Origin of the sequence: Nostoc sp. C110 (assembly GCF_043099725.1) — a bacterium.
GTDB lineage: Bacteria > Cyanobacteriota > Cyanobacteriia > Cyanobacteriales > Nostocaceae > Nostoc > Nostoc muscorum_A.
Window position 1 is genome coordinate 6,482,426 of the sequence record NZ_CP171148.1, and the last position, 22,764, is coordinate 6,505,189.

General features: G+C 40.2%; 22 protein-coding genes. 16 read left to right on the top strand and 6 right to left on the bottom strand.

What is annotated here, in order from left to right; genetic code table 11:
- Positions 1–11: 11 nt before the first annotated feature.
- A complete protein-coding gene (locus ACFFRD_RS32805) occupies positions 12–440 on the bottom strand; it encodes a hypothetical protein (RefSeq protein ID WP_292704578.1) in 429 nt (142 codons plus the stop codon).
- A gap of 410 nt (positions 441–850) precedes the next feature.
- Positions 851–1,018: a hypothetical protein gene (locus ACFFRD_RS32810; protein WP_392480005.1), complete on the bottom strand. Its 168-nt coding sequence runs from the start codon at positions 1,016–1,018 to the stop codon at positions 851–853.
- 436 nt (positions 1,019–1,454) lie between these two features.
- Between ACFFRD_RS32810 and ACFFRD_RS32815 the strand changes: the two genes are divergently transcribed.
- The 11 genes from ACFFRD_RS32815 (at position 1,455) to ACFFRD_RS32865 (ending at position 12,424) form a co-directional block, all read left to right on the top strand.
- The gene (locus ACFFRD_RS32815) at positions 1,455–2,075 is read left to right on the top strand and encodes a hypothetical protein (RefSeq protein ID WP_392480007.1); all 621 of its coding nucleotides are present in this window, start codon (positions 1,455–1,457) and stop codon (positions 2,073–2,075) included.
- Positions 2,076–2,089: 14 nt separating this feature from the next.
- Positions 2,090–2,467 carry a hypothetical protein gene (locus ACFFRD_RS32820; protein ID WP_392480009.1) on the top strand — a complete coding sequence of 126 codons (378 nt, stop codon included), beginning with the start codon at positions 2,090–2,092 and terminating at the stop codon, positions 2,465–2,467.
- Positions 2,415–5,162, top strand: a complete 2,748-nt coding sequence (locus tag ACFFRD_RS32825) for a hypothetical protein (protein WP_392480011.1) — start codon at positions 2,415–2,417, stop codon at positions 5,160–5,162. The genes ACFFRD_RS32820 and ACFFRD_RS32825 overlap by 53 nt, the downstream gene beginning before the upstream one ends.
- Before the next feature lie 210 nt (positions 5,163–5,372).
- Positions 5,373–6,203 (top strand): hypothetical protein, encoded by an 831-nt coding sequence (locus tag ACFFRD_RS32830; RefSeq protein WP_392480013.1) that lies wholly within the window; start codon positions 5,373–5,375, stop codon positions 6,201–6,203.
- Positions 6,204–6,278: 75 nt separating this feature from the next.
- On the top strand, positions 6,279–7,328 hold the full coding sequence (locus ACFFRD_RS32835) for a hypothetical protein (RefSeq protein WP_163930188.1): 1,050 nt from the start codon (positions 6,279–6,281) through the stop codon (positions 7,326–7,328).
- Between the two features lie 117 nt (positions 7,329–7,445).
- The gene (locus ACFFRD_RS32840; RefSeq protein ID WP_179074143.1) at positions 7,446–8,246 is read left to right on the top strand and encodes a hypothetical protein; all 801 of its coding nucleotides are present in this window, start codon (positions 7,446–7,448) and stop codon (positions 8,244–8,246) included.
- A 74-nt stretch (positions 8,247–8,320) separates the two neighbouring features.
- Entirely contained in the window at positions 8,321–9,013 is a 693-nt protein-coding gene (locus ACFFRD_RS32845) for a hypothetical protein (RefSeq protein WP_190936936.1), read from the top strand.
- 8 nt (positions 9,014–9,021) lie between these two features.
- Positions 9,022–10,611: a hypothetical protein gene (locus tag ACFFRD_RS32850; RefSeq protein ID WP_392480015.1), complete on the top strand. Its 1,590-nt coding sequence runs from the start codon at positions 9,022–9,024 to the stop codon at positions 10,609–10,611.
- A 114-nt stretch (positions 10,612–10,725) separates the two neighbouring features.
- Positions 10,726–11,298, top strand: a complete 573-nt coding sequence (locus tag ACFFRD_RS32855) for a hypothetical protein (protein ID WP_392480017.1) — start codon at positions 10,726–10,728, stop codon at positions 11,296–11,298.
- A 566-nt stretch (positions 11,299–11,864) separates the two neighbouring features.
- Positions 11,865–12,104, top strand: a complete 240-nt coding sequence (locus tag ACFFRD_RS32860) for a hypothetical protein (RefSeq protein WP_114082867.1) — start codon at positions 11,865–11,867, stop codon at positions 12,102–12,104.
- Between the two features lie 59 nt (positions 12,105–12,163).
- Positions 12,164–12,424, top strand: coding sequence for a hypothetical protein (locus tag ACFFRD_RS32865; RefSeq protein ID WP_392480018.1), 261 nt, complete (start codon positions 12,164–12,166; stop codon positions 12,422–12,424).
- A 53-nt stretch (positions 12,425–12,477) separates the two neighbouring features.
- Here ACFFRD_RS32865 and plsY read toward each other — a convergent pair whose 3' ends face one another.
- The 4 genes from plsY to ACFFRD_RS32885 form a co-directional block, all read right to left on the bottom strand.
- Positions 12,478–13,155: a glycerol-3-phosphate 1-O-acyltransferase PlsY gene (gene plsY, locus ACFFRD_RS32870; protein WP_392480019.1), complete on the bottom strand. Its 678-nt coding sequence runs from the start codon at positions 13,153–13,155 to the stop codon at positions 12,478–12,480.
- Positions 13,156–13,498: 343 nt separating this feature from the next.
- Positions 13,499–14,773, bottom strand: a complete 1,275-nt coding sequence (locus tag ACFFRD_RS32875; protein ID WP_392483225.1) for a DUF3086 domain-containing protein — start codon at positions 14,771–14,773, stop codon at positions 13,499–13,501.
- 137 nt (positions 14,774–14,910) lie between these two features.
- The gene (locus ACFFRD_RS32880) at positions 14,911–15,327 is read right to left on the bottom strand and encodes a DUF3119 family protein (RefSeq protein ID WP_392480021.1); all 417 of its coding nucleotides are present in this window, start codon (positions 15,325–15,327) and stop codon (positions 14,911–14,913) included.
- Between the two features lie 107 nt (positions 15,328–15,434).
- Entirely contained in the window at positions 15,435–16,232 is a 798-nt protein-coding gene (locus ACFFRD_RS32885) for an MlaE family lipid ABC transporter permease subunit (protein WP_114082863.1), read from the bottom strand.
- A gap of 607 nt (positions 16,233–16,839) precedes the next feature.
- Between ACFFRD_RS32885 and ACFFRD_RS32890 the strand changes: the two genes are divergently transcribed.
- From ACFFRD_RS32890 to ACFFRD_RS32910, 5 genes are all read left to right on the top strand, one after another.
- Positions 16,840–17,136, top strand: a complete 297-nt coding sequence (locus ACFFRD_RS32890) for a hypothetical protein (RefSeq protein ID WP_114082862.1) — start codon at positions 16,840–16,842, stop codon at positions 17,134–17,136.
- 543 nt (positions 17,137–17,679) lie between these two features.
- A complete protein-coding gene (sppA, locus tag ACFFRD_RS32895) occupies positions 17,680–18,501 on the top strand; it encodes a signal peptide peptidase SppA (RefSeq protein WP_163930209.1) in 822 nt (273 codons plus the stop codon).
- 102 nt (positions 18,502–18,603) lie between these two features.
- Complete coding sequence (aroH, locus tag ACFFRD_RS32900; RefSeq protein ID WP_392480023.1) at positions 18,604–19,017, top strand: chorismate mutase; 414 nt, start codon at positions 18,604–18,606, stop codon at positions 19,015–19,017.
- A 431-nt stretch (positions 19,018–19,448) separates the two neighbouring features.
- Positions 19,449–20,429 carry an ABC transporter substrate-binding protein gene (locus ACFFRD_RS32905; RefSeq protein WP_392480025.1) on the top strand — a complete coding sequence of 327 codons (981 nt, stop codon included), beginning with the start codon at positions 19,449–19,451 and terminating at the stop codon, positions 20,427–20,429.
- A 9-nt stretch (positions 20,430–20,438) separates the two neighbouring features.
- Positions 20,439–22,253, top strand: a complete 1,815-nt coding sequence (locus ACFFRD_RS32910; protein WP_392480027.1) for a diguanylate cyclase domain-containing protein — start codon at positions 20,439–20,441, stop codon at positions 22,251–22,253.
- The last annotated feature ends 511 nt before the right edge of the window (positions 22,254–22,764 follow it).

The window sequence follows — 22,764 nt, forward strand, 5'->3', positions numbered from 1 at the left end:
CAGACAAAATCTCACAAAGCATTTGGTAGCTTGGCGAGAGTTTCATACATATCAGAGGGTAATGCAGACAATCTGTTCGCTACTGCAACGGCATCAGCTAAGTTGCTAAATTGACACCGGACAATCTCTTGTCCATTTCCTGAAGGAAATCGCTTTCTAGCTTTGTTAGATACAGCACAAATAATCGCTAAAGCTTTGGCAAACCCATCTTTTGTTAAGATTGTTTCTTGAGCGAACCCTTCAACAGGGATAAGACAAACCTCAAACCGATAGCCAGGTCTGGGAGAAACGGCTATATCGATATAAGGTTTATCTTCTTTTCTGATTCTGCGTAAATATTTGGCTGTGGAATTAGTATCGTGCAAATCAGTCCCAAGGGCGTAAGTAAAGAAACAATCTTCTGTGAGTGACTCAGGACGGGTAATTATATCCGTTGGCATAAGTTTAAGTACTATCCGTATGTTCTCTGGGTTTGTGACACACTAAACTTGTCCGTTCTTTTTAGCATATTTTTTGAAAGTGAGAGGTATTAGTTTCAGGCCAGGTATTGCAATACAGTTCTACTCACTAAAAATTTCAATTTTTGCAATCCTTAAAGACTCTCATCTTTAAATGTAAATTTGCAATATAAACTGACAAAAAACACCTCCAGAAGCAAAGTTTGTGGAGATTTAGATTCGGAGAGGTGTCTACATAGTCAGTTACATGACCGAAAATATTTCTCAACTATTTTATCATAACATAGTTGACGGTTGAACTTTTTTCAACTATGTCTGACCCATAGATGCAAGGTCAACAACAGCATTAAGTTGTATTCAATTCCGATTTTTAGATAATTAAAGACACAGAGTTAGTGCGATCGCATCATCTCATCTAAGAATCCGAATAAATTATTTACAGGACTGTTACTGAACCCATTGAGTGGGTTGGCAATAGCTGAGAAAATTAGTGGTATAACATAATCTGCAAAAGTATTCCCATCTTTTACCAGTGGGATACTGTAGCCACTACGTTGCAAACTTACTCAATTTGTAACAAGTATGTCGTAAATTGTAATATACAAGAAAAAGATAACACCTCACAAAACGGTTACTTGGAGGAATAAAATGTTTTCTATAGAACTTGTAACTACGCGTTCAAGTATTGGCTCGCGTTTCTACTGAATTCCCCAGCTTCTAATTGAGGCAAAAGCACTGAGATAGAAAGAGTTTAGGAGAACTATGGCAGTTATGGTTTAAAGCTTGAAACCCAGTTTCTCAAACCACGCATACTTACCTTATTAAACTAAAATTAATATTTTATTAATTTAAATTAATAATAGTTTGTATATAATGTAAGACTTTACTGCGAACTTCATCATTCCATTACAAATAAATGTTCAATCATGTTAAGTTCTAAGTAAGCGTAAAATTTTAGACAACCAACACTCAAGTACACCATAGGAAAATTAGCAAATGTCTAGACAAAGTTCTCACAAGAGAAACTTTTTCAAAGCTTTAACTGGTAGCGCAGTCAAAGGATCTCATAAGTTAAGACTGGGACTGGAATCCAGCTTGATTATTTTGGTGGAATCTGTTCCTTTTTTGATTGCTTGTGCTGTACTTATAAGCGTTATCAGTCTAAAAAGTCCTATCCTGCTCTTTTGTTTACTCGTTGGTAGTTTAATTGCAGTTATCACCCAGCAAATTGGGCAGCAGGTAAATTTACCAAGGCGATCGCTAATATTATTGCAAATTCTAGCAGCAGCCGTCATCCTGAGTTTTTATTGGTTAGACTGTTTTGCCGGCCCCGCACAAGCACAGTTTTTCGGGGAAGCTGAAAAGTTTTTCAAAAAAACCTTAAGTGATGGTTCAACAACAAATAGTGGTGGTAGCAACACAGCTGTAAGTTTGATATTTAATGTGTTGCGGGCGATTTACTTACTATATATTGCAATCTCCCTGGTTGGTGTGATCAACGCAGTGCGTAAAGATGAAGATTGGCAAAGCATAGCCAGAACTCCCCTATTAGTCGTTGTTGCTGTTACTATTGCTGATGTACTCACACGCTTTGTAATTGGCGATAGCAGTAAATAATTCAGATATTTCAAATGTCTCAAGAGCGGGAACAAGAATTTCGTCCAGTTAATCAGGTTCTGGGAAGCCAACCTTCTCTAGGGCCCATCCCTGCCGATCAAATTCTTCCTTGGACGGTGATTGCCTTAGCCTCCTACTTTATTATCAATGGAATTTTTGGGGGTCTTTTCCAAGAAGAGTTTCAAAAATGGTTGTGGACAGTACTAATGACTGGTTGGGGAATAGGAACCTGGTGGATTTTAACTGGTGGTAGGAGTTGGAGTTTTTTAAGTAAATTTATTGGCGTTCCCACCTGGACAAGAGGCTTTGCTCGTTATCAAAGCTTACTGGAAGTTAACCATGAAGCAAAAAATCGGAAAACAAAGCGTCGGCATAGCCGGAAACGAAAGTAGATTAACACCATTTGAAGATGCCTTACACTTGGCGACAATGTTACGTGTTGCCTTGAATGGACGCGATATTGGCGCGTACCTTTTGACAAAAGGCACTCAAAAAGATCGGTTTTGCTTTGTTTTTGGTTTTGACTGTAAGGGAATTCATACTACTTTAAGACCCGAACAAATCGATACACTTTTTAATAACATTGAAGCTGGATTAAAAGATATCCCTAGCGGTGAAAGAATGACGCTGCATTTGGGATCTTTTAGTTCCGACAAAGAACGCCAAAAAGAATTAGCATCACTAATCAAAAATGCGCCATCACGAGATATCAAATACTTGTTGATGGCAGAAAGAGCCAGAGTCAAAGAACTGACTGTTTCTGGTGTTCGGAAGCCAAAATTTTTGCGGATTTATGTCACTTACACCATTGAATCTAACTCACAACATGCAGATGATTGGATAGAGAAGCTTTTAGTCAAAGCTGAAGCATGGTGGTTGAAATTCAAGGGTGAACTCTCAGAAGTAGAAAATCAGCGCATCGAAACCCTAATCACAAATGCTTACAAGCAGGGTTTTCTGCGTTGGGAACAGATTTTATCTAATCAAATGGGATTGGATATCAAACCTTTGACAGCAGATGAACTCTGGAAAGAGGTCTGGAAAAGGTTTAATGATACAGAGGCAATAGAGATTCCTCAGTTGATGACCTTAGATGAACAAGGACTGCATGAGCAAGCTAATTCAGATTTAGCTAGTACTAAATTGCTGATAGACAATATCCACGGCACAACTTTGCTGATGGAATCTAGCGTACCTTGTGCCGATCGCCGTTGGGTTAATGTTAACAATCGTTATATTGGCGCACTGTCATTTCTCGAAAAACCCGGAGGTTGGCCAAATAAATCTTCCCAACTGCGATATTTATGGGAACTGTTGGCCAGAGAACGAGTAGTAGATACAGAGATTTTTTGTGAGTTGACTGCCGCAAATCCAGCAATGGTAAAAACGACTTTGCAACGAGTACTGAAGCAGTCAAACATGACGACAATCATGGCTCAAGAAAAAAGTAAAACCATTGATGTCAACGCTCAATTGAAGCTGAAGAAATCGGTAGCAGCGCAAGAACAATTATTTGAAGGTGCAGTCCCGATTTATACGAGTATTGCTATTTTGGTACATCGTCCAACAGTCGAAAAATTAGATGAGGCAACAAGGTATATTGAAAACTGTTTTCAACGTCCAGCAAGGGTAATTAGGGAAACTGAATATGCTTGGAAAATTTGGCTGCAAACTCTACCAATAGTTTGGGAAGGTTTATTAGCAACACCCTTTAACCGTCGCCAGCTATATTTAACCAGTGAAGTTCCTGGATTAATGCCTTTAGTTTTAACTAAACGGGGTGATAAAGAAGGCTTTGAATTGATTGCCGAAGAAGGCGGAACACCCGTACATTTAGATTTGTTTAATCAACACAAAAATTTAGCTTTATTTGCGACAACTCGTGCTGGTAAATCTGTGTTGGTATCAGGGATTTTAACTCAGGCTTTGGCGCATGGCATACCTGTAGTGGCGTTAGATTTCCCTAAACCTGATGGTACATCAACTTTCACAGACTACACAGAGTTTATGGAGGGGAATGGAGCCTATTTTGATATTTCCAAACAATCAAATAACTTATTTGAACAGCCAGATTTGCGATCGCTAGAACCAGAACAACAGCGCGATCGCTTTAACGATTATACCGCCTTCCTAGAATCAGCTTTAATGACAATGGTTTTAGGATCGTCCACTGAAAGTCAAATTTTATCGCAAACAGTGCGATCGCTGCTCAACCTAGCTTTAGAAGCCTTCTTTACAGATGAGGGCATCAAAGAGCGATATCGACAGGCGATGATGGGAGGATTCGGCACTCTGGCTTGGCAGAAAACCCCAACCTTGAAAGATTTTCTTTATTTCTGCTCGCCAGAATACTTGCAGCTAGATTCTTTAAGTGGCAGAGTAGAAGACGCTCTGAGTCAAATTCAACTACGCTTGCGGTTTTGGCTCTCTAGTCGGGTGGGACAAGCTATTTCTGCACCATCTAGCTTTCCTACTGATGCACAACTGTTAGTTTTTGCTCTCAGAAACTTATCAGATAGTGAAGATGCAGCCGTACTATCCTTGAGTGCATATTCAGCAGCATTACGACGCGCATTAAGTAGTCCAGCTTCTATATTCTTTATTGACGAAGCACCAATTTTATTTGAATTCGAGCAAATCTCTGACTTAGTTGGCAGAATTTGTGCGAACGGTGCTAAAGCCGGTATCAGAGTCATCTTATCGGGACAAGATCCTGATACCATTGCCAAATCTAAAGCTGCATCTAAAATTTTGCAAAACTTGACAACACGATTGATTGGCCGGATTCAGCCAGTTGCAGTGGATAGTTTTGCAGATATCTTAAAATATCCTCGCAACATTATTTCTCGTAATGCTTCAGAAAGCTTTTTTCCCCGCAAAGAAGGTGTCTATAGCCAATGGCTATTAGATGATAACGGTATTTATACATTCTGTCGTTATTATCCAGGTTATGAACAATTGGCAGCAGTTGCTAATAACCCCTCTGAACAAACTGCCCGGAGTAAAATGATGCAACTCCACAACAATAAATATGAAGCAATTTCTGCATTTGCACGTCAATTAGTGGCTACTTTACGTAGTAGTTAATCGTGGAGCTTATCATGGAAATCTCGGTCGCCCGTAAGCAAAGGCAGGCAAGATATTCACCCCAAATATGTAGTTTAACATTTAACTTAGTTAGGGCGCTTATATTGCCTAACCGACAAGAATTTAATTTTGTTTTGCAACTTTCTTGTAAATCTCTAAATCATACTTACAGCAAACTTAATTGCATCTACCTTTTTTAGGTACAGAAATATGAGAAAAACTACCATTTTTACTTTGACATTGCTATCTTTGGCAATCCTACCAGCAATTGCACAAATTCAGACGGGCGCATTAGGCCAGGTTTGGACTGATTTTCAATCATATTCCACAGATTTGCAAAACTACCTTCAATATAATCTGAGCGACAACTTAAAGCCTGTAGAAGTACAGAGTCAAAATGCTCTGAGTAATGCCAGAGGAGAATTGAATATACCTAACCCTGTTATCGCTGGGCAAAGAGTTCGTGATAATTTGATTCTCTACTCTTCTAATTCCGACTCAAGAGCGGGTCGCTTTGAGAATAATTCAGCAGTGCGGGGAAATTTAATTAGTAATGAACTCAATCGTGTAATTACCCGTGGAGTAGCGGTAGGTATTCTTGGTGAAAAGGGACAAATTCGGACAAAATCAAAGTTAGAAAATACAGAGAGAAGTCTGCAAGATATTGCCGGGTCAAATGATGCCGATAATCAGATTAATAGCTTTAAGAATAAATTAGAGAGTACTGGTATTGATACAGCTGCTAAACAGGTTATAAGTATTGCTGACAACTTACTAGGTCAGGGCTTATTAGCATTGTTAACTACCAACCAAGAAACCATTAAAATCCAACAGGAACAATCGAAAATCGTAGCTGAAACATTCGCTCAGACATTACAAAATAATCAGTCTTTGCAATACTCAAATTTAAACTTGGCAAATATTTCTCAGCAGGCGGAAGAAGCAAATCGCGCTCGGAGAGTAGAAACATCTACAGAAGCCGCGCGACTTTTGCGGGCAACTTCTCAACTAGATTTGTTTGGCAGAAAGCTTAATAATTGAAATTTAAAATTGGACAATATCAATTATTCTGATTCTAGAAAATACATTTTTTAAAAGACAGTTAGTTAACTGAACATGCAACTTGCTATTCAACAAATTTTTGCCCAAGTAGGCATTGATGAGATTCTTGATAATGGTGCCGCAACCTCTCAAAGTATTGCCGAAGGTTGGGATAAGCAATGGCTAGATTTATTACAAAATAACAGTAGTAATAACTTGTATGGGGCGCTGACAAATCTGGGTATTTTTTTTGCGGTAGGAACCCTGTTGTTTTTCATGATACAATTCCTCAAAGACTTACTATCCTATGAATATACCCGTCCCATATCAGCTTTAATTTGGCCTTTTATTGTGGTGATCCTCTTAAGTAATTCAGCCAATGGAAGTATTCTTTCTAATCTGACACTAGGAGTGCGGAATTTTCTAAACACTGTGAATCAGCAAGTCGTGGTATCAGCAGATGCAGACAAAATGTACCAGCAAGCACTGAATATGAGTGTTGCCGAAGAAGTAGCTGGCTCTTTGCTGCGTCCATGTCAATCACTGACCGGCGAACAACAAAGTCAATGCTTTGTCAAAGCTGCCGAAAAAGTTAACATTCTTTGGCAAAAATATAGAGATATATATGGGAATAAAAATTGGATAATTAGACTACAAACTAAGGTAGATAACATTAGATATGGCACTGGCATTGTATCAGAAACCTCATTTAATTCTTTATTAGGTTCTACAGTCCAAACGAGTATCAAAAACTTTTTAGTCTCGTTACAATATGCCTTTCAGAATTTGATAGAAGCTACGATGTTGCTGATAGCAGCTTTAGGGCCAATAGCTGTAGGTGGGTCTTTACTACCTGTAGCGGGGAAACCAATCTTCGCATGGCTGACTGGATTTTTATCTATTGGAATTGCCAAGATTTCATTCAATATTATTGCGGTACTGACTGCCGCAGTTATTGTCAATGGTCCAGGTCAAGATGCTAATGTTGATCCAGATTTAATGTGGTTCATTATTTTTCTAGGAATTTTAGCACCACTTTTATCGTTACTTGTAGCTGCGGCTGGCGGTTTTGCAGTCTTCAGTGCTATTAGCAATACGGCTTCTTTAGTGAAGGAGAGGATATAAGCAACTCAATATTTCCAAAGAAAAATCTATCTAAATATTGGCTATTTTCCTGACTGCCGACTATACGCAAATCATCATATATAATGGCTGAAGTTTTTTGCAGGAGGAGATGAATAAATGGTGCGTCTACTAGAAAAAAGACAAAGAACGGGAAGTGTTTTGACAATTTTTGCGATCGCGTCCTTCAGTTTACATGTATTAGTTTTACTTTTATTCATATTTCAAGGGCTAAATATTCGCCAACTTAGTCTGAGAAAACCTCCCAACTTTGTGCAATTAATAGATGGTAAACCAGTAGGCAATATTGATGATTTAGCAAGAGAACCAGAAGCAATTCGCCGATTCATCAGCAAAACGATGATATCAATGTTTACCTGGTCGGGAACCTTACCACCACAAAATATCGAAGAAGTTGCAAATCCTAAAGCAGATTTAGGAATTCTAATTAGAACACCCCAAGGTAGTAGCCAAAAAATTAGTACTAGCACTTGGATCGCAAGTTTTGCCTTATCAGAAGACTTTCGCAAAGGTTTCTTAAGCACAGTTGCAGAAATGACCCCGCCAGAAGTTTTCTCGGAAAATCCTAACCAAGTTATGACATCACAATTAATTATTAAGCGAGTTTATCCCCCAAAACAAATTGCACCAGGTAAGTGGCGAGTGGGGATGGTAGCCGACTTAATTCAAAAGAATCGAGTTGGTGGTGAAAAAATCGTCACTCCTTTTAACAAAGATTTACTTGTCCGTGCAGTAGATTATTTTGGTAATCCCCAAGCCAACAACGTCACAGACTTGCAAAAAGCAATTTATAGTGTCCGCACTGATAAACTAGAAATTTATGAAATTCGTAATTTATGTTTGCTAGATGGGTATAACAACCTTAATGAAGATAATTTAAAGCAATGCAGGGCTGGATAAACCTCTGATAGCTTTATAAAATAAAAGCTTTTTAATTCACTGAGTCATAGTTCAATTTATATAATCAATTATTAATGCAATTACTTAAACCAGAAAATAAGAGAAATAGCCCATTACCACTCTTGGCAGTAGGAACATTTGGTTTACATGTATTAACCTTGCTTTTACTAATATTTCATGGGTCTATGTTACAACAGTTAAGTCGGCAACTTACACCTCAAAGTTTGGTACAACTTGTTGATGGCCGCACTATAACAGTAGACGCTCAACCAAATTTAGAGCGACAGCCAGAGGCTATTCGGCGCTTTGTGGCTGAAACGATGAGCTTAATGCTTAACTGGTCACAACAACAGCCACCTACACAGGTCTGGGAAATTACTTCTCAACTGGTAGCTGATGATTTTAAACAAAAACTTAAGTCAGAAATTACTAATTTAAATCCAGATAGTCAATTTGAAAATGTTAGTAGAGGAACTGAGAATGTATTAGTAATCCAAAAAATTTCTCAACCAACAGAAATCAGTAAGGGAAACTGGAAAGTAGAGATGTTTGCCAATCAATTAATTTTTAGCGGTTATGATAGGTTGGGAAAATCAGTTTCGTTTAATAAACAAATTTTAGTTAGAGCAATAGATGAACCAGCAACTTCACTACCAAATGCGCCACTCCCGACGCACTTCGCAGCTTACCGCCTTGGTGAAGCCAGATTAGAAATTTATAATGTCTGTGAAATCCAAGATAAAAATTGTTCTGGAAATCCCAACTAAGCTTTACCATGACTCGATACTCAATTCCTGCCCAAACGCCTCCTCAAAATGGATTTGCTCTAACCACCGACGATCGCCAACCAGAAGTAGAATCTTTTGATTGGGAATCACGGATCTCAAAGTTGGTTGGCTTAGAAGAAGAATCTTTTTCTGGAGATCCTCAAACATCGGAAGACTCTGTAATCCCGCAAGAGTCTCCTTATCAACCACAAGAAGTCCAGACTAAGCAACCCCTCTCATCTAACCCTTTTGCAAAATTAGGCTTGGTAGGGGCTGCTACTTTAGCGATCGTTTTGGTGGGTGGTGTGTTTTTATCCCAGTTGATGGGTACTAGCAATCAGAAGCCAAAAAATATTGTTTCCCCACCGGTGCGTGAGCAACCAATTAATGAATCGACCTCTCAACAGCTAGCAGTCGAAGTAGATACTCTGAAAACGAAATTAGCCCTGACTGAACAAGCACAGTTGGTAAGAGCCGCCCAACAACAACTCAGAATTGCCAAATCAACGCCTAAAGTAGCCTTACGAGAACCATCAATTTCTTCTAGAGGTACCCAGAAAGTGATCCCAACACCCCCACCAATAGCTTACGCACCTCGAACAGTGACAGTTGAGCGCATTGTCAAAGTACCTGCTTCTCAACTGCCAGTTGTGAAGCCAAATACTCAACCCGTAGTTAATATCACTCCACCAGCTCCACCAAACCCATTTGAAGAGTGGACAAAATTATCAAAGTTAGGTAGCTACGGTCAAGTAAATGCCAACGATCAACCTAATAACACGGTAGCTGCTTCTGAACCTCCAAACAATCCACAGCCGCAGCAACAAACACCAAACCCCAATCCTGAGCAAACTCCACAACAGCAAACTCCTGCTCCTCTAGTCAGTCAAGCGCAACAGCAGGGACAAAAATCTGTAGCAGTAGGAAGTAGTGCCAAAGCTGTGTTGGCGACGGCAATATTTGGGGAAACTACCAAGTCAAACGGTGGCGGCGGTGATACAGGTGAACAGAAAAACGTATTTGTGATCCGATTAAAAGAACCGCTAAAATCTACCGATGGTGCGATCGCTCTACCTGCAAATACCGAATTCCTAGCTGAAATTAGCTCCCTCTCCGAACAAGGTCTTTTGCAGATGAACGTAGTCAAAGTTGTCTCGCAAAATGATGGCAATCCGATAGAACGAAGCTTACCTAACAATGCAATTATTATTCGCGCTACCCAAGGTAAACCTTTAATTGCAAATAAATTTCCCAGTCAAGGTTCGTCCATAGCATCGATGGATTTAGGACTATTCGTTTTGGGAGGTATTGGGAAAGCAGCAGAGTTAATAAATCGTAGTGATACTGAACTGCAACCACTTACTTCACAAACTACCGTTGACGGCAACACCAGTAGCAGCACAACTCTTACTACTGTCACTAAAAACAGACGCGATATTGCAGCCGGGGTTGTGGAAGGTGGTTTGAACTCTGTAGTTCCCCAAATTGCCCAACGTAATCAACAGGCGATCGCCCAAATGTCCCAGCAAACGAATATTTGGTTTTTGCCAGCCGGTACAAATATTGAAATATACGTTAATCAAGTAACTCAGTTTTAAGAGGTAGGATTTATACCAATTTTAAATTTGCATTGGGTAATGGTAATTAATTAATTAGTTTTCTTGCCATCTTCCCTATTTTCACCTATTCTACCAATCTCCTAATTTGCAACCATGAAAAAGAATACTAACTTGTCAGGAAATAGCTCACATAATTCTTATTTCCTACCTCTAGCTTCCTTAATTTTCTCGGTTGCTATGTTATTGTTGGTAGGACGTGCTGGTGCTAATAATGCTGTTCTGCGTTCCATCTTTTCCTGTCAAGCGCAGGGTTTAGGTGGACTAATACCTACAATCAAGATTTGGTATCAACAAGGAACAAACTTAAGTTTTCTTCCATCTGGAGAAGTAATTAAAAAAGTTTGGTTAAACGATCCATCACAGGTAACTCTAGATTTTGATGGCCCTGTATGTATGCAGTTTGGTCAACAAGCTAATACTAATATAGGAGATTGTAAAAACTCCGCAGCAAATGTAATTCAACTCAGACGAATTAAAAAGCTAAACATTCCTGGACTTCCTCTTACTAAGAATACACTTTTAACAGTTGTTACCGAAGCGCAAGGTAGAAATAAGTTATATACTTTTCGAGTGATATATGGAACAGATAATCCTGAATATCACACTTTAGCAATTTTTTCCGATCCTTCTGGTCAAGAAGGAGCTTGTGCGAAAGTTCGACAATAAACTTCAAAAGTACTACTCAACAACCACTGAAGTTTAGCTTTGACAAAAAGTGCTAATGCTTAGGTATATCTGCATTGTGGCTTTCTAAAATTCTTGCTTTAATAGACATGTCCGAAAAATAGAGACCTAGCATTGCTAAGTCTCTACAAGGTTTCTGGGTAACGCATATTTAATTTCTGGAGATGCTAATGGCAACTCTAAAAGAAGAGAGGCTACAAGGGTTCCATACAATTGAGAACCGCTATACACCGCCATTAGGATAAAGAATCATGAATGAGAAGGGTTGTATTTCAATCAATCCAAAAACGCCATAACTTAACCATATTGGCTTAAGCAAGTTGTCACAATAAAATCAAACTATGTAAATAAAAATGAACTAGGCTAAAACCCTTATACCTATTGCATTTTACCTTTTTCCTATTGCCTTATCCCAACGACAATTATTTACGCCCAACTTACTTACTCAGGTATTTTAAGCCGACATCTTTATAATTCTTCAGATAAAAATCAAGCACAAATTCAAAATCTGTGTAATTATAAAGAAAAGCTTAAGAGGTTACAGACTCATGGTGACTGCGAAAATGATGCAACAGCTTTGGGCTGTAATCGAGTCTACCCAGGTCAACACCCTGCTCCATTTTGACGATGCTGCTTTAGTACAATTACTCCTCCAGCAGTTAAAAGCGAAGCAGGTTCTTGATGCCCAGGCAGATAGCAGCCTCAATACTTATATAAAATCTAAACTGCCTCTCATTCGTGATACGGCTGAAGGCCGGTTATCCTTCGGGCAAGGCGGCAATCATTAGCGCGAGAAATCGATTGCTTAATGCCAAGCATACGCTCAGAGTTGAAACAGTTGAATATTATGAATCACTGGCTAGTAATCGCCCTAGTAGCTTATCTAATTGGAGCCGCAATTGAAGGGGTGAGTACAGCCAGCCAGCTATCTCGTTCAGTGCCAGAACTAGCTAAAAGTACACAACAAGCTAACCCTTCAGAGTCTGCCACTGGAACCAATTCTACTTGGCGAGTTGTGGCCGCGATCGCTTCAGTAAGTATCTGTGGAGCTTTTTTCTGGCCTTGCCGCCTCATCCACCGTTTAATGAAAGGGAACGTTAATTCATAAACTTAAACCTGGCTGAAGCTGGGGACAAAATATATCTCTTTGCGGTTGGTAAATTATACAGTTTGTTCTGGTGTCGCTACCTTTTGCCCAATTTTTGGCTCAGTACCAGCAAACAGTCGTTCAATATTAGTGCGATGACGCAAAATTACATATAATCCTCCGGCAATCCCAAACAGAATATAGGGTAACGGTTGATGCAAAATTACCATGAAAATGGAAACAGCGATCGCACCTACAATTGAACTCAAAGAGATAATCCGCGATATCGCCACAACGACGGCAAACACACCAGCTGTTGCTAAACCTACCTGCCAACTCATGGCCAATAAAATCCCCAAGCTGATAGCAACAGATTTACCACCAGTAAAGCCTAAAAAAATCGATTTACTATGTCCCAAAATGGCAGCTAATCCAGCTAGGGTTACTAGCCACGGTTGCCACAGTTGTGCATCTATCGTTGGAGGGATAAAATTTTGACTAGAGGCAAACTTGAATAACCAGTAAACTAGAGCGATCGCTAATACTCCCTTTAAGGCATCAAGTACTAAAACAAATGCTCCTGGCCCTTTCCCCAAGGTTCTTAGCACATTAGTTGCGCCGGTGGAACCTGAACCAACTTCCCGAATATCGATACCTTTTAACTGCTTCACAGCAATATACCCAGTGGGAAAAGAACCCAGCAGGTAAGCTATAAGTACTATTACGCCGCACAGACTTAACCAGATAGCCATAATAAAGTTTAAAAATCTAGAGAAATATCTCTTAATACCATTCTTGAAAGAAGATGCACCTATAGCAATTACACAGAACTAGATACTAGAGAGGCAATTTATTAATTGCCCCTAAGTAAGTCGGCACAATTAAAGTTAACTGGCGGGGGCTGTCCTTTGTCCTTTGTTATTGATAAGGGTTTTAAACCTATTTATGTTTCATAACATAATTTGGTTTATTCTCACCGACTTACTAAATAAAGTCCAGTCTCACATAGAATTTGGTATACCCAATGACCAATGCCCAATGCCCAATTCCCAATGCCCAATGCCCAATGACCAATGACCAATGACCAATGACTAATTAAAAGTCATCATCATAGTTTCTCACGGTTTTGGGGTCAGGAGCAAAGGCTAACCACAGAGGAAATTGCAGCAGTGACAAACTGATTTGCTCTTCTGAATCGTCAATGATAATAAAGGGCAGTTGATTGGCTTTCGTCAATCGGTCTGCTTTCTGAGCGAGAGCATCAGAAGCCTCAAATAATACTACACCCCGGTCTGGGCCAAAATCTGGGCGACCGATTCCCAGACAGTCTTGTAAGCCGCGCCGCCATTCACCTAATCGCTCTGGTGTATTAGCTAAGACTAAAGTACGAATGCGATCGCCATACAGCTTGTGTAATATCGAAATTGCAGCTGAGGCAATCAGAATATTCTGTAAGCGGCTACCCATTGTCCGTAAACCACCCCGTCCCCCTTGGGTAAAAAACCAATTCGAGACTCGCTCTGCATGGATTGGTTCAAAGGTACGGCGTAGTTGCCATGCTGGGCCGTAGTAATCTGGTTTATTACGGTATTGGTCGATTAGGCGGCGAATTTGCTTTGTAGTATCTTGAAACTGCTGTTGGGCAAATTGAGGTATTCCAGGTTGCGATTCAACAGGTTTAGCCTCTTTTACAGCTGGTTTTTCTCTTTCCACCACACTTGGTGTTAGTTGCAACTGTTCAGCAGCAACGGCTAAATCCTGTAAGCTACCCGTGAGATAGTCTTTAAAACCCTGCACCCGAATTGCCAAGTCTTGGGATGTACCAGCAAAAGTGGTTCGCATCTCGTTGCGGATACGTTCTTGACGGCGTTCTAGTTGTTCTACAGAAATTTGCAGGGTTTGTTTCCGTTGCTCTAACTGCACCAGCGACTCTTGCACAATTCGTCCCAGTGAGGTTTGAGTTTCACTCACTTGTGCCTGAAGGTTTTTATAAGAAGCTTGTAGCTTAACTATTTCTTCCTTGAGGGCTGCTTCAGCCTTTTGCAACTCTGCTACTCGCTGCTCTGCTTCTGCATATAATGGATGATTTTCTGATTCTATTTCTGACCCCAGTGCGGTGTTTTCCGGTTCCGACTGCGCTACAAACTCGCCATTTGAATTTTCTGTTAGCTCTACTGTAGTATCTACCACTTCTGCATTGGAGATGAGTGGCTCAAAAGTTGCGTAGTTTTCTGATGAGCTAACGCCTCCTGTTTCTCCCACTGACTCAACAGATGGATTGACTGGATGTTCAACTGCATTGTTTTGCTCTTCTTTTTCTGCCAACCGCTCATCAATTGGTTCTGGGGTTTGAGATGCCTCTGGGTTCATAAACAATAGTGTAATTCCTATGACGCGAATAAATAGCTTTCAGAAATATTACAATTAACCTGCCATAAAAGTCCTGAGTCACAAGGGCTGAGTTATGAGTTGAGAGCAAAATGACTCAGCACTCGTGGCACTCAGCACTAAATACGCGGACAACGTTGTTCTAAGCAAGTTCTCAACATGTTGGGGTCAAATAAAATCGGCAAAAAGTGAATACTTTTAATTTCTTTAAAGTAAAACAAAATGGGGACTCCATTCCAGAAGATCCGCCAGTTTTGCCATTCCTGGTAGGGAAAGCGCCGAATCAATTTTTCATTTCTGTAAATATCTAAGTCGGTGACGGTAAATTGCAAACGCAGCGTTAACGCCTGAAACATGAGAAATAAGCCAAACAGTGTGAAAACAGCGCCTATCCACGGTTGTACCAACAGTAGTGGAATAGCAGTAATCACCAACACTATAGGTATATTGTAACTAGGCTTGAGTTCCACAGTTGATGTGGAGTTAGGAGCAAATGAACTGGTCACAGTTTTAAATCCTGCTTTATTAGTAAACATATCTCTTATTTTAGAAGTCAGAAGTAGAGACGCGATTAATCGTGTCTCTACAGGAGTGAGGAGTTTTAACTCATCACTCCTAACTCCTAAATACTCACTTCTCACTTTTATAAGCCTTTCAAAAATGCACTGCCAAGTCCTTGAAACATTAACCAAGAAAGAAAGAAGTTGCTAACAAATATAATTAGCAAGGCAGTCACAACAGCAGTTGTGGTTGACTGTCCTACTCCTTTGGCTCCTCCTGTTGTCGTCAATCCCCAACTGCAACCAATTACGGCGATTAAAATCCCAAAGCAACACGCCTTAAGCATGGCGCTAATAATATCCCAGATCCCAAGAAAGTTACGGGCTGAGTCTAGAAATACCGTATCAGACAGGTTGTAGACATTTGTCGCAATTATGAATCCTCCGAACATCCCTGTGATCAAAGACAGGAGGGTTAAAATTGGTAGCATTAAACAGCAAGCAATAACGCGGGGAATGACCAGATAATCGATTGGATCTGTTTTTAACATCAACATGGCATCGATTTGTTCTGTGACGCGCATGGTACCGATTTCGGCTGCAAAGGCAGAACCGACTCGCCCAGCTAAAACCACTGCTGTCAACACGGGAGAGAGTTCTCGTGTCAACGCTATAGAAAGCACCCCCCCGATAATGTTTCCTGCACCAAAGTTGATAAATTCCCGCGCCACTTGAATGGTAAACACCGCGCCGACGAAAATAGCCGTCAATAGGGCAATAAATAGGGAATCTGGCCCAACTGCTGCCATTTGTTCTAAGGTGTTGCGCCGATGGATTTTGCCCCTCAATAGGTGAACTAGTACTTGCCCACCCAGAAAAATCGCTGCCAGCAATCGCTGACTCCATTCTCCTAAACTGGATTTGGATGTAGTCTGGTTCAATGTTCTGTAGCTAACTCGGTAACTGCCTTAAGAATAGCGGAAGTCGTTGGGATAGGGAATGGGGGATTGCGGATTGAAAAGAGGCAGAGGGGTTCTTAGCTGGGAGCAGACGGGAAAGAGGTATATTACGCGATGTGCAACTTATTCTTGAAACCCCTCTCCAAACCTCTCCCCGAAAGGTCGATAGGCTTTGATTCTTGCTCCCCTTCCCTTGTAGGGAAGGGGTTGGGGGTTAGGTCTAGAGAGAAAGTCGCACACGGCGTTATATTATTATTTTCCCCCTGTTCCCATGTCCCCTGTTTCTACTCCCAACGGGGCTGAATATTAACTTAGATTAAAAATCCTCTCAGGAAAGAAAGCTATTATTAAAGGTGCTGCAAACCAATAAATAGGTGTTAATCTTATTTAAAACCTTTATTTTGCAAGGCTTTTAGAGATTTAAGACATTTTTTATATCCCCAGCACGTGTTGTAACTGGTAGCCATTTCTTTTAATGAAAACTTAAGATTTTTGACAGATTGTCTGCTTTGGAGCGATCGCACGTATTGTAGAAAATGACAAACCGCTATCTAGCTATTGTCATCTCTACTCACGGAGTTTGTCCTAAATGACTATTTTCATTAACTTTCTCCGCTCCTTAGTACTTACGATCATATTTAGTTTTGTCGCTCCCATCTTCTTCGTTGGCGGTGGACTGCTCCTTTTATCCCTTATCGGTTCCTTTCCGGGTTTACAAGAGTTAACTGAGGCGATCGCCACTGAGATTATACGTTTTCTCGCCACCTTTGGCAGTGGGACTCCCCTGCGTGGATTATTTGTAATTAGCTTGACCTGTAGTTTCGTCGGGTCACTGTTTGATACTTATGTTTACTATCGGTATCAAATTTTACGAATAGACTCCTGAATGATGTGAATATCTTCGTCAGGTGTTCATGGGTTGTACAAGAGAGGAAAAATTGAGATTCCCCAAAATGAAAGTACTACTGGTCTTAACCTAAACAGGGATTAGTGTTACTGAATGAAATTTTATTAATTAAATTGAGTACCAAAATTATTAATTAAATACTTATTATTAATTAGTTATTAGTTATTAATTACTGATAAATGTTCCGTATGCCCGACTGTAGTAAACAAATCCAAAAACAGTCAAAAAGCTAGTAGAATAAGGGCTTTGAAACTTTGAGTTATGCAAAATAGCTAAAATAGTCTGTGCTAAACCACCACATTGGACGCTAAACTAGAGTTTGGCATTTTGTGTTGGCTGCAATTTTTAAGGAATTTATTAGCATTCATCGAGAATATCAAATAAAACTCACTGCAAAATATAAAAATTTCCTTAAAATCCTGATAAACATAATGCCTGCTCATGTTTCTTAACAGAGCAAAGAAGGTCGTCTGACCTCTGGGGATCTTATATTGAGTTTATTACGAGGAATGTTTACAGCTCATGGTTTGGCCGTTTAAGCCCAAGTTTAGAAAACAAATTGCGCGGATTGAAATTACTGGTGCGATCGCCGGTGCGACTCGCAAACGCGTCCTAGAAGCACTGAAAACTGTAGAAGAAAAAAAATTTCCGGCATTATTGCTGCGTATTGATAGCCCTGGCGGTACAGTCGGAGATTCTCAAGAAATTTACAGCGCCCTGAAGCGTTTGCGCGAAAAAATTAAAATCGTCGCTAGCTTTGGCAATATTTCGGCTTCTGGAGGTGTCTACATCGGCATGGGAGCAGAACACATCGTATCTAACCCAGGTACAATTACGGGTAGTATTGGTGTGATTTTGCGTGGCAATAACTTGGAACGCTTGCTAGAAAAAATCGGTGTTTCCTTCCAGGTAATTAAGTCTGGCCCTTACAAAGACATTTTGGCTTTTGATCGGCAGCTGACTCAACCAGAAGAAAACATCTTGCAAGAGTTGATTGACACAAGTTATCAGCAGTTTGTCCAAACGGTAGCTGATGGCCGTTCTTTAACAGTAGAAGCTGTAAAAAGTTTCGCCGATGGTCGGATTTTTACTGGACAGCAAGCCCTAGAATTGGGTGTTGTAGACCGCCTGGGCACAGAAGAAGATGCCCGTCGCTGGACAGCAGAATTAGTCGGACTCGATCCGGAAAAAACTCTCTGCTATACCCTAGAAGAACGTAAACCCCTATTGAGTCGCCTTCTACCAGGAAGTCGTCAGGTTTCATCAGGAATTCGATCTGGAATTGATTGGCTCGAATTTGAAGTCTCTACTAGTGGTTTACCGTTGTGGTTATATCGTCCCTAGCTTGAGTTAGGAGTTAGGAGTGAGAAGTTAAGAGTTTGAACTCCTAACTCCTAACTCCTAACTTCTAACTCCTAACTTTTATCTTTTTAGGAGGATTTTGGCGTGGAGTGGCAAATGCGGGCTATTCGCGGAGCAACAACTGCTTCAGAAAATACTGTTGAGGTAATTCAAGAGGTAGTTACAGAACTACTAGATGAATTGGAAAATCGGAATCAATTTCAGCCGACAGACATGATTAGTGTGACTTTCTCAGTGACACGCGATTTGGATGCGATTTTTCCAGCTGCGATCGCTAGAGCGCGTCCAGGTTGGGATAATGTGGCCATGTTGGATGTGCAGCAAATGCACGTCGAAGGTAGCTTACAGCGCTGCATTCGGTTCTTAATCCACGCCTATCTGCCAGCCTCCGCCTCAATTCATCATATTTATTTACGCAACGCCGCTAGCTTGCGTCCCGACTGGAGTTTACCCCAGCCTTTACAAACATCACAGCCAGCAGTTAAGTCAAAAGTGTAAATTGAATTATAAAGAGTACATTCCGCTTCTCTTACGAGACGCTACCGCGTTAAGCGAAGCTATGCTGTTCGCGTAGCGTGTCGCAGACAAGCCTCTCGTTCGCATTAGCGTCTCTGAAAGAGAAGAGAAGGCTCTACGCTTCATACCTTCGGGAACGCCAGAGGCGAACGCAATGACGACTCATTATCTTAGTAGACTTGTTTGCATTGGGATGCTCCCAATTTGTATATTTCAAAAAATGATTAATCACTTCTGTGAGACTGCTTGACAAGCAAATAGTAATCTTGTCATAAAATCAATCAGATAAATTCATAAAATCAGAACTTTTTTCATCCAATATTTAAAAATTTTGCCTGTTAATTTGAATTTGAACAGATAGCTAATTTAGTTGAATATTTGAGCAGCAATGATTACAAAATAGCAAATATTCTATGTTCAAACTACTTAAATACGCTGGTATTTTTATCATTACGGCCTGTTTGCTATTTGCTTGTCAGAGGGCACCAATCGAATTCAAACGCCCTCCCTTGAAAATACCATCTGGATATTTTGTTGGGGAGTATCCAGGCATCATTGCTCAAGAAAAAGGATTCTTCAAAGCCCAAGGGGTAGATGTGGAACTAATTCTTCATAAACGATACATCCAATTGGAACAAGGAAATTTCAGTGCGGGTAAGTATGATGGTGCTATGTATTCTTTGGGAAGTTTTATCATCTTGAGCGCCACAAATCCAGATATACAATGCGTGATGGTTGTAGATGAATCAACAGGAGCAGATGTAGTAGTCGCCCAATCACAAATTAAAACCGTTGCTGACTTGAAAGGGAAAAAACTGGGTGCAAATCTAGGCGGTTTTAGCGAAGTTTTCGTAACTGAGATGTTGAAAACTGCCAACTTAACCAGCGATGATGTGAACTTAGTAAAATCAGAGGCTTCAGAAGTTCCTCAACGTCTGAAAAATAATACTATTCAAGCCGGACACACTTGGGAACCCCATCTTTCTGAAGCAAGAAAATTGGGGGGACATATCCTATTTACCAGCAAAGAAACTCCTGGCTTGATTTTAGATATGATTGTCTTTCGCGGTGAGATAATCCGCGATCGCCCTGAAGATGTTCGTGCATTCGTGCGAGGATGGCTGCAAGCAGTAAACTACTGGAAAGCAAATGTTCAGGAAGGAAACGCTATCATCAGCAAAGTCTTAAAAATTCCTCGCAATACAATCTCTCTGGAGGGAGTAAACCTAATTGATTTAGGTGAAAATCAAAAATTATTGCAATCTAGCAGCCCTAACTCCATCTACAAAACTGCCAAGATATATGCAGACTTTTTTATTCGCTCTGGAAACGTGACGCGCATTCCTGAGCTAAAAACTTTGTTCAATTCTTCATTCTTGAAGCCTCCCTCCTAGTTTAAAGCCATGAAGCAATCTCTTTTGGGCGGCATCCGTACAAAGTTGATCACTTCGTTTCTGATTGTTGCTTTGATTCCGTTGCTGTTATTGTCATTTATCAACAAACAGACAACTGAAAAAGCACTAACTGACAACGCGAAACAAGCCCTATCTGCGGCGGCTAACGAAACTGCTAACAGAATAGATGCCTTTATTGATGGAAATCTCAATGCCGTGCGTGTAGAGGCGATTTTACCAGGTTTGGCACGCTACCTCAGCCTAACTCCAAAACAGCGAGATGACAGTCCCGAAATGAAATTGGCGACAGAAACATTAATCCGTCTCAGTCGCAAAGATATGCTCAATATTATCTCATACTCTTTGCTCGACTTAAACGGGAAAAATGTATTGGATACATATACAACACCGAATGTTGGCAAAGATGAATCAGTTGAAGATTATTTTAAAAAACCGCTAGAAACTGGGTTATCCTTTGTTTCTAGCATGAAGCGATCGCCGATAATTCCTGACCTTATTACCCTGTTTTTTAGCAGTCCCGTTCGCAATGCCAAGGGAGATATATTGGGTGTATTGCGTGTTTCATACAATGCGACTGTTGTTCAGCAGTTAGTAACTAGAGAAACTGAACGAGCTGGAGCAAAATCATTTGCTATTCTTTTAGATGAAAATAATATTTATCTGGCACATAGCACTGCCTCAGAACTGGTTTTTAAATCAATTGTGCCTCTGCCTACCGATGTTGTAACTCAACTGCAACAAGAAAGACGTTTGCCTAATTATCCTGTCAAAGAATTGGCAACTAATGAGTCAAAACTTAAGCAAGCATTGGATAATAAACAGTCAGATTTAATTACATCTTTGTCAGCAACAGGTAATCGGGTTAATCTGATTGCGATCGCTCGTTTAAAATATAAACCTTGGTCTGTGTTGTTCGCACAACCCCTTGCTGTTGCCCTAGCACCTGTAGAAAAGCAAATTCGTGACGCAATGTTTCTATTTGCAATTATCGCTTCAGTAGTGACAATTATCGCTTTTGCCATTGGGCAAGTGCTAACAAAGCCAATAATTTCCCTTACCAATATAGTTTTCCAGTTTACCGCAGGTAACTTAGATATCCGCGCCAAAATTAGCTCAAAAGACGAAATAGGTCAACTGGCAAAATCGTTTAACAATATGGCACTTCAGTTACAAACATCTTTTGAAACTTTAGAACAACGGGTACAAGAGAGAACAGCAGAATTAGTAATTGCTAAAGAAAAAGCAGAAGATGCAAATCAGAAACTAGAAAAACTGGTAAATCTAGATGGTTTGACTCAGGTGGCTAACCGTCGCTGCTTTGATGAACGACTGCAAGCAGAATGGAAACGCCTTGCACGAGAACAACAACCCCTGTCACTGATTTTATTCGATGTTGATAAATTCAAATTTTACAACGACTACTATGGGCATATTGGAGGCGATGATTGTCTAATCAGAATAGCGCAAACAGTGCAACAGACAGTTGATCGTCCAGCTGATCTAGTAGCGCGTTACGGAGGAGAAGAATTTTCGGTACTCCTCCCCAATACTGACTTAGTAGGAGCGATCAAAGTAGCAGAAAGTATTCAACAAGCAATTCACGATCAGGCCATTCCTCATGCAAAGTCTGATGTCAAGGATATCGTCACACTTAGTTTAGGTATTAGTTCTGTCATACCCACTTGGGACATCAAGCCAGATACACTCATTGCTTTAGCCGATAAAGCAATGTACAATGCCAAGCAAAAAGGGCGCGATCGCTATTCTACGGCTGATTTCCTTCCAATTAATACCCAGTGTTAGCAGGTTCTAGCAGCGATCGCTCCAGATGTGGTTATTGAAATCAAAGATTTTTGACCCGTTGGCGCAGCCCAACCTAGGCATCGCTTCATACAACAACTCTATTCTTTGTTAGGACTGACGCAAAATATTTCTCAAACTCTGATTGCTCCGTGTCCTCTGCGCCTCTGCGGTTCGTTATTCTCTAAGTGTAGAAATAATTCGATTAAATAGTAGAAATAATTCGATTAAATAATAGTACCAATTAAAGGTGCGATCGCTTTCAGAGGTTATTTTTATATAGCGATCCGATTTCATTTATGAAATTATTTGCGTAGTCAGGCAATAGTCAAGAAGTCTCTTTGAGTTATACTAAATTTTTTAAACAGTCAAATAGGAGTCCTATAGATTAAAATTTATATAGGAGGTAAGCTATATATTAAAAACAATTCAAGGAATTTATAAAAACGGCAAAATTGAATTAGCTAAAACACCAGAAGGTATCAGTGAAAGTTTAGTGTTTGTCACCTTCTTA

Excerpts from the sequence above, each read along its gene's own strand:
- ACFFRD_RS32845 (WP_190936936.1), top strand. The coding sequence starts at position 8,321 with ATGCAATTACTTAAACCAGAAAATAAGAGAAATAGCCCATTACCACTC.
- ACFFRD_RS32865 (WP_392480018.1), top strand. The coding sequence starts at position 12,164 with ATGAATCACTGGCTAGTAATCGCCCTAGTAGCTTATCTAATTGGAGCC.
- sppA (WP_163930209.1), top strand. The coding sequence starts at position 17,680 with ATGGTTTGGCCGTTTAAGCCCAAGTTTAGAAAACAAATTGCGCGGATT.
- ACFFRD_RS32805 (WP_292704578.1), bottom strand. The coding sequence starts at position 440 with ATGCCAACGGATATAATTACCCGTCCTGAGTCACTCACAGAAGATTGT.
- plsY (WP_392480019.1), bottom strand. The coding sequence starts at position 13,155 with ATGGCTATCTGGTTAAGTCTGTGCGGCGTAATAGTACTTATAGCTTAC.
- ACFFRD_RS32905 (WP_392480025.1), top strand. The coding sequence starts at position 19,449 with ATGTTCAAACTACTTAAATACGCTGGTATTTTTATCATTACGGCCTGT.
- ACFFRD_RS32910 (WP_392480027.1), top strand. The coding sequence starts at position 20,439 with ATGAAGCAATCTCTTTTGGGCGGCATCCGTACAAAGTTGATCACTTCG.
- ACFFRD_RS32830 (WP_392480013.1), top strand. The coding sequence starts at position 5,373 with ATGAGAAAAACTACCATTTTTACTTTGACATTGCTATCTTTGGCAATC.
- ACFFRD_RS32820 (WP_392480009.1), top strand. The coding sequence starts at position 2,090 with ATGTCTCAAGAGCGGGAACAAGAATTTCGTCCAGTTAATCAGGTTCTG.
- ACFFRD_RS32880 (WP_392480021.1), bottom strand. The coding sequence starts at position 15,327 with ATGTTTACTAATAAAGCAGGATTTAAAACTGTGACCAGTTCATTTGCT.
- ACFFRD_RS32835 (WP_163930188.1), top strand. The coding sequence starts at position 6,279 with ATGCAACTTGCTATTCAACAAATTTTTGCCCAAGTAGGCATTGATGAG.
- ACFFRD_RS32890 (WP_114082862.1), top strand. The coding sequence starts at position 16,840 with ATGACTATTTTCATTAACTTTCTCCGCTCCTTAGTACTTACGATCATA.
- ACFFRD_RS32850 (WP_392480015.1), top strand. The coding sequence starts at position 9,022 with ATGACTCGATACTCAATTCCTGCCCAAACGCCTCCTCAAAATGGATTT.
- ACFFRD_RS32840 (WP_179074143.1), top strand. The coding sequence starts at position 7,446 with ATGGTGCGTCTACTAGAAAAAAGACAAAGAACGGGAAGTGTTTTGACA.
- ACFFRD_RS32875 (WP_392483225.1), bottom strand. The coding sequence starts at position 14,773 with ATGAACCCAGAGGCATCTCAAACCCCAGAACCAATTGATGAGCGGTTG.
- ACFFRD_RS32855 (WP_392480017.1), top strand. The coding sequence starts at position 10,726 with ATGAAAAAGAATACTAACTTGTCAGGAAATAGCTCACATAATTCTTAT.
- ACFFRD_RS32860 (WP_114082867.1), top strand. The coding sequence starts at position 11,865 with ATGGTGACTGCGAAAATGATGCAACAGCTTTGGGCTGTAATCGAGTCT.
- ACFFRD_RS32815 (WP_392480007.1), top strand. The coding sequence starts at position 1,455 with ATGTCTAGACAAAGTTCTCACAAGAGAAACTTTTTCAAAGCTTTAACT.
- ACFFRD_RS32825 (WP_392480011.1), top strand. The coding sequence starts at position 2,415 with ATGAAGCAAAAAATCGGAAAACAAAGCGTCGGCATAGCCGGAAACGAA.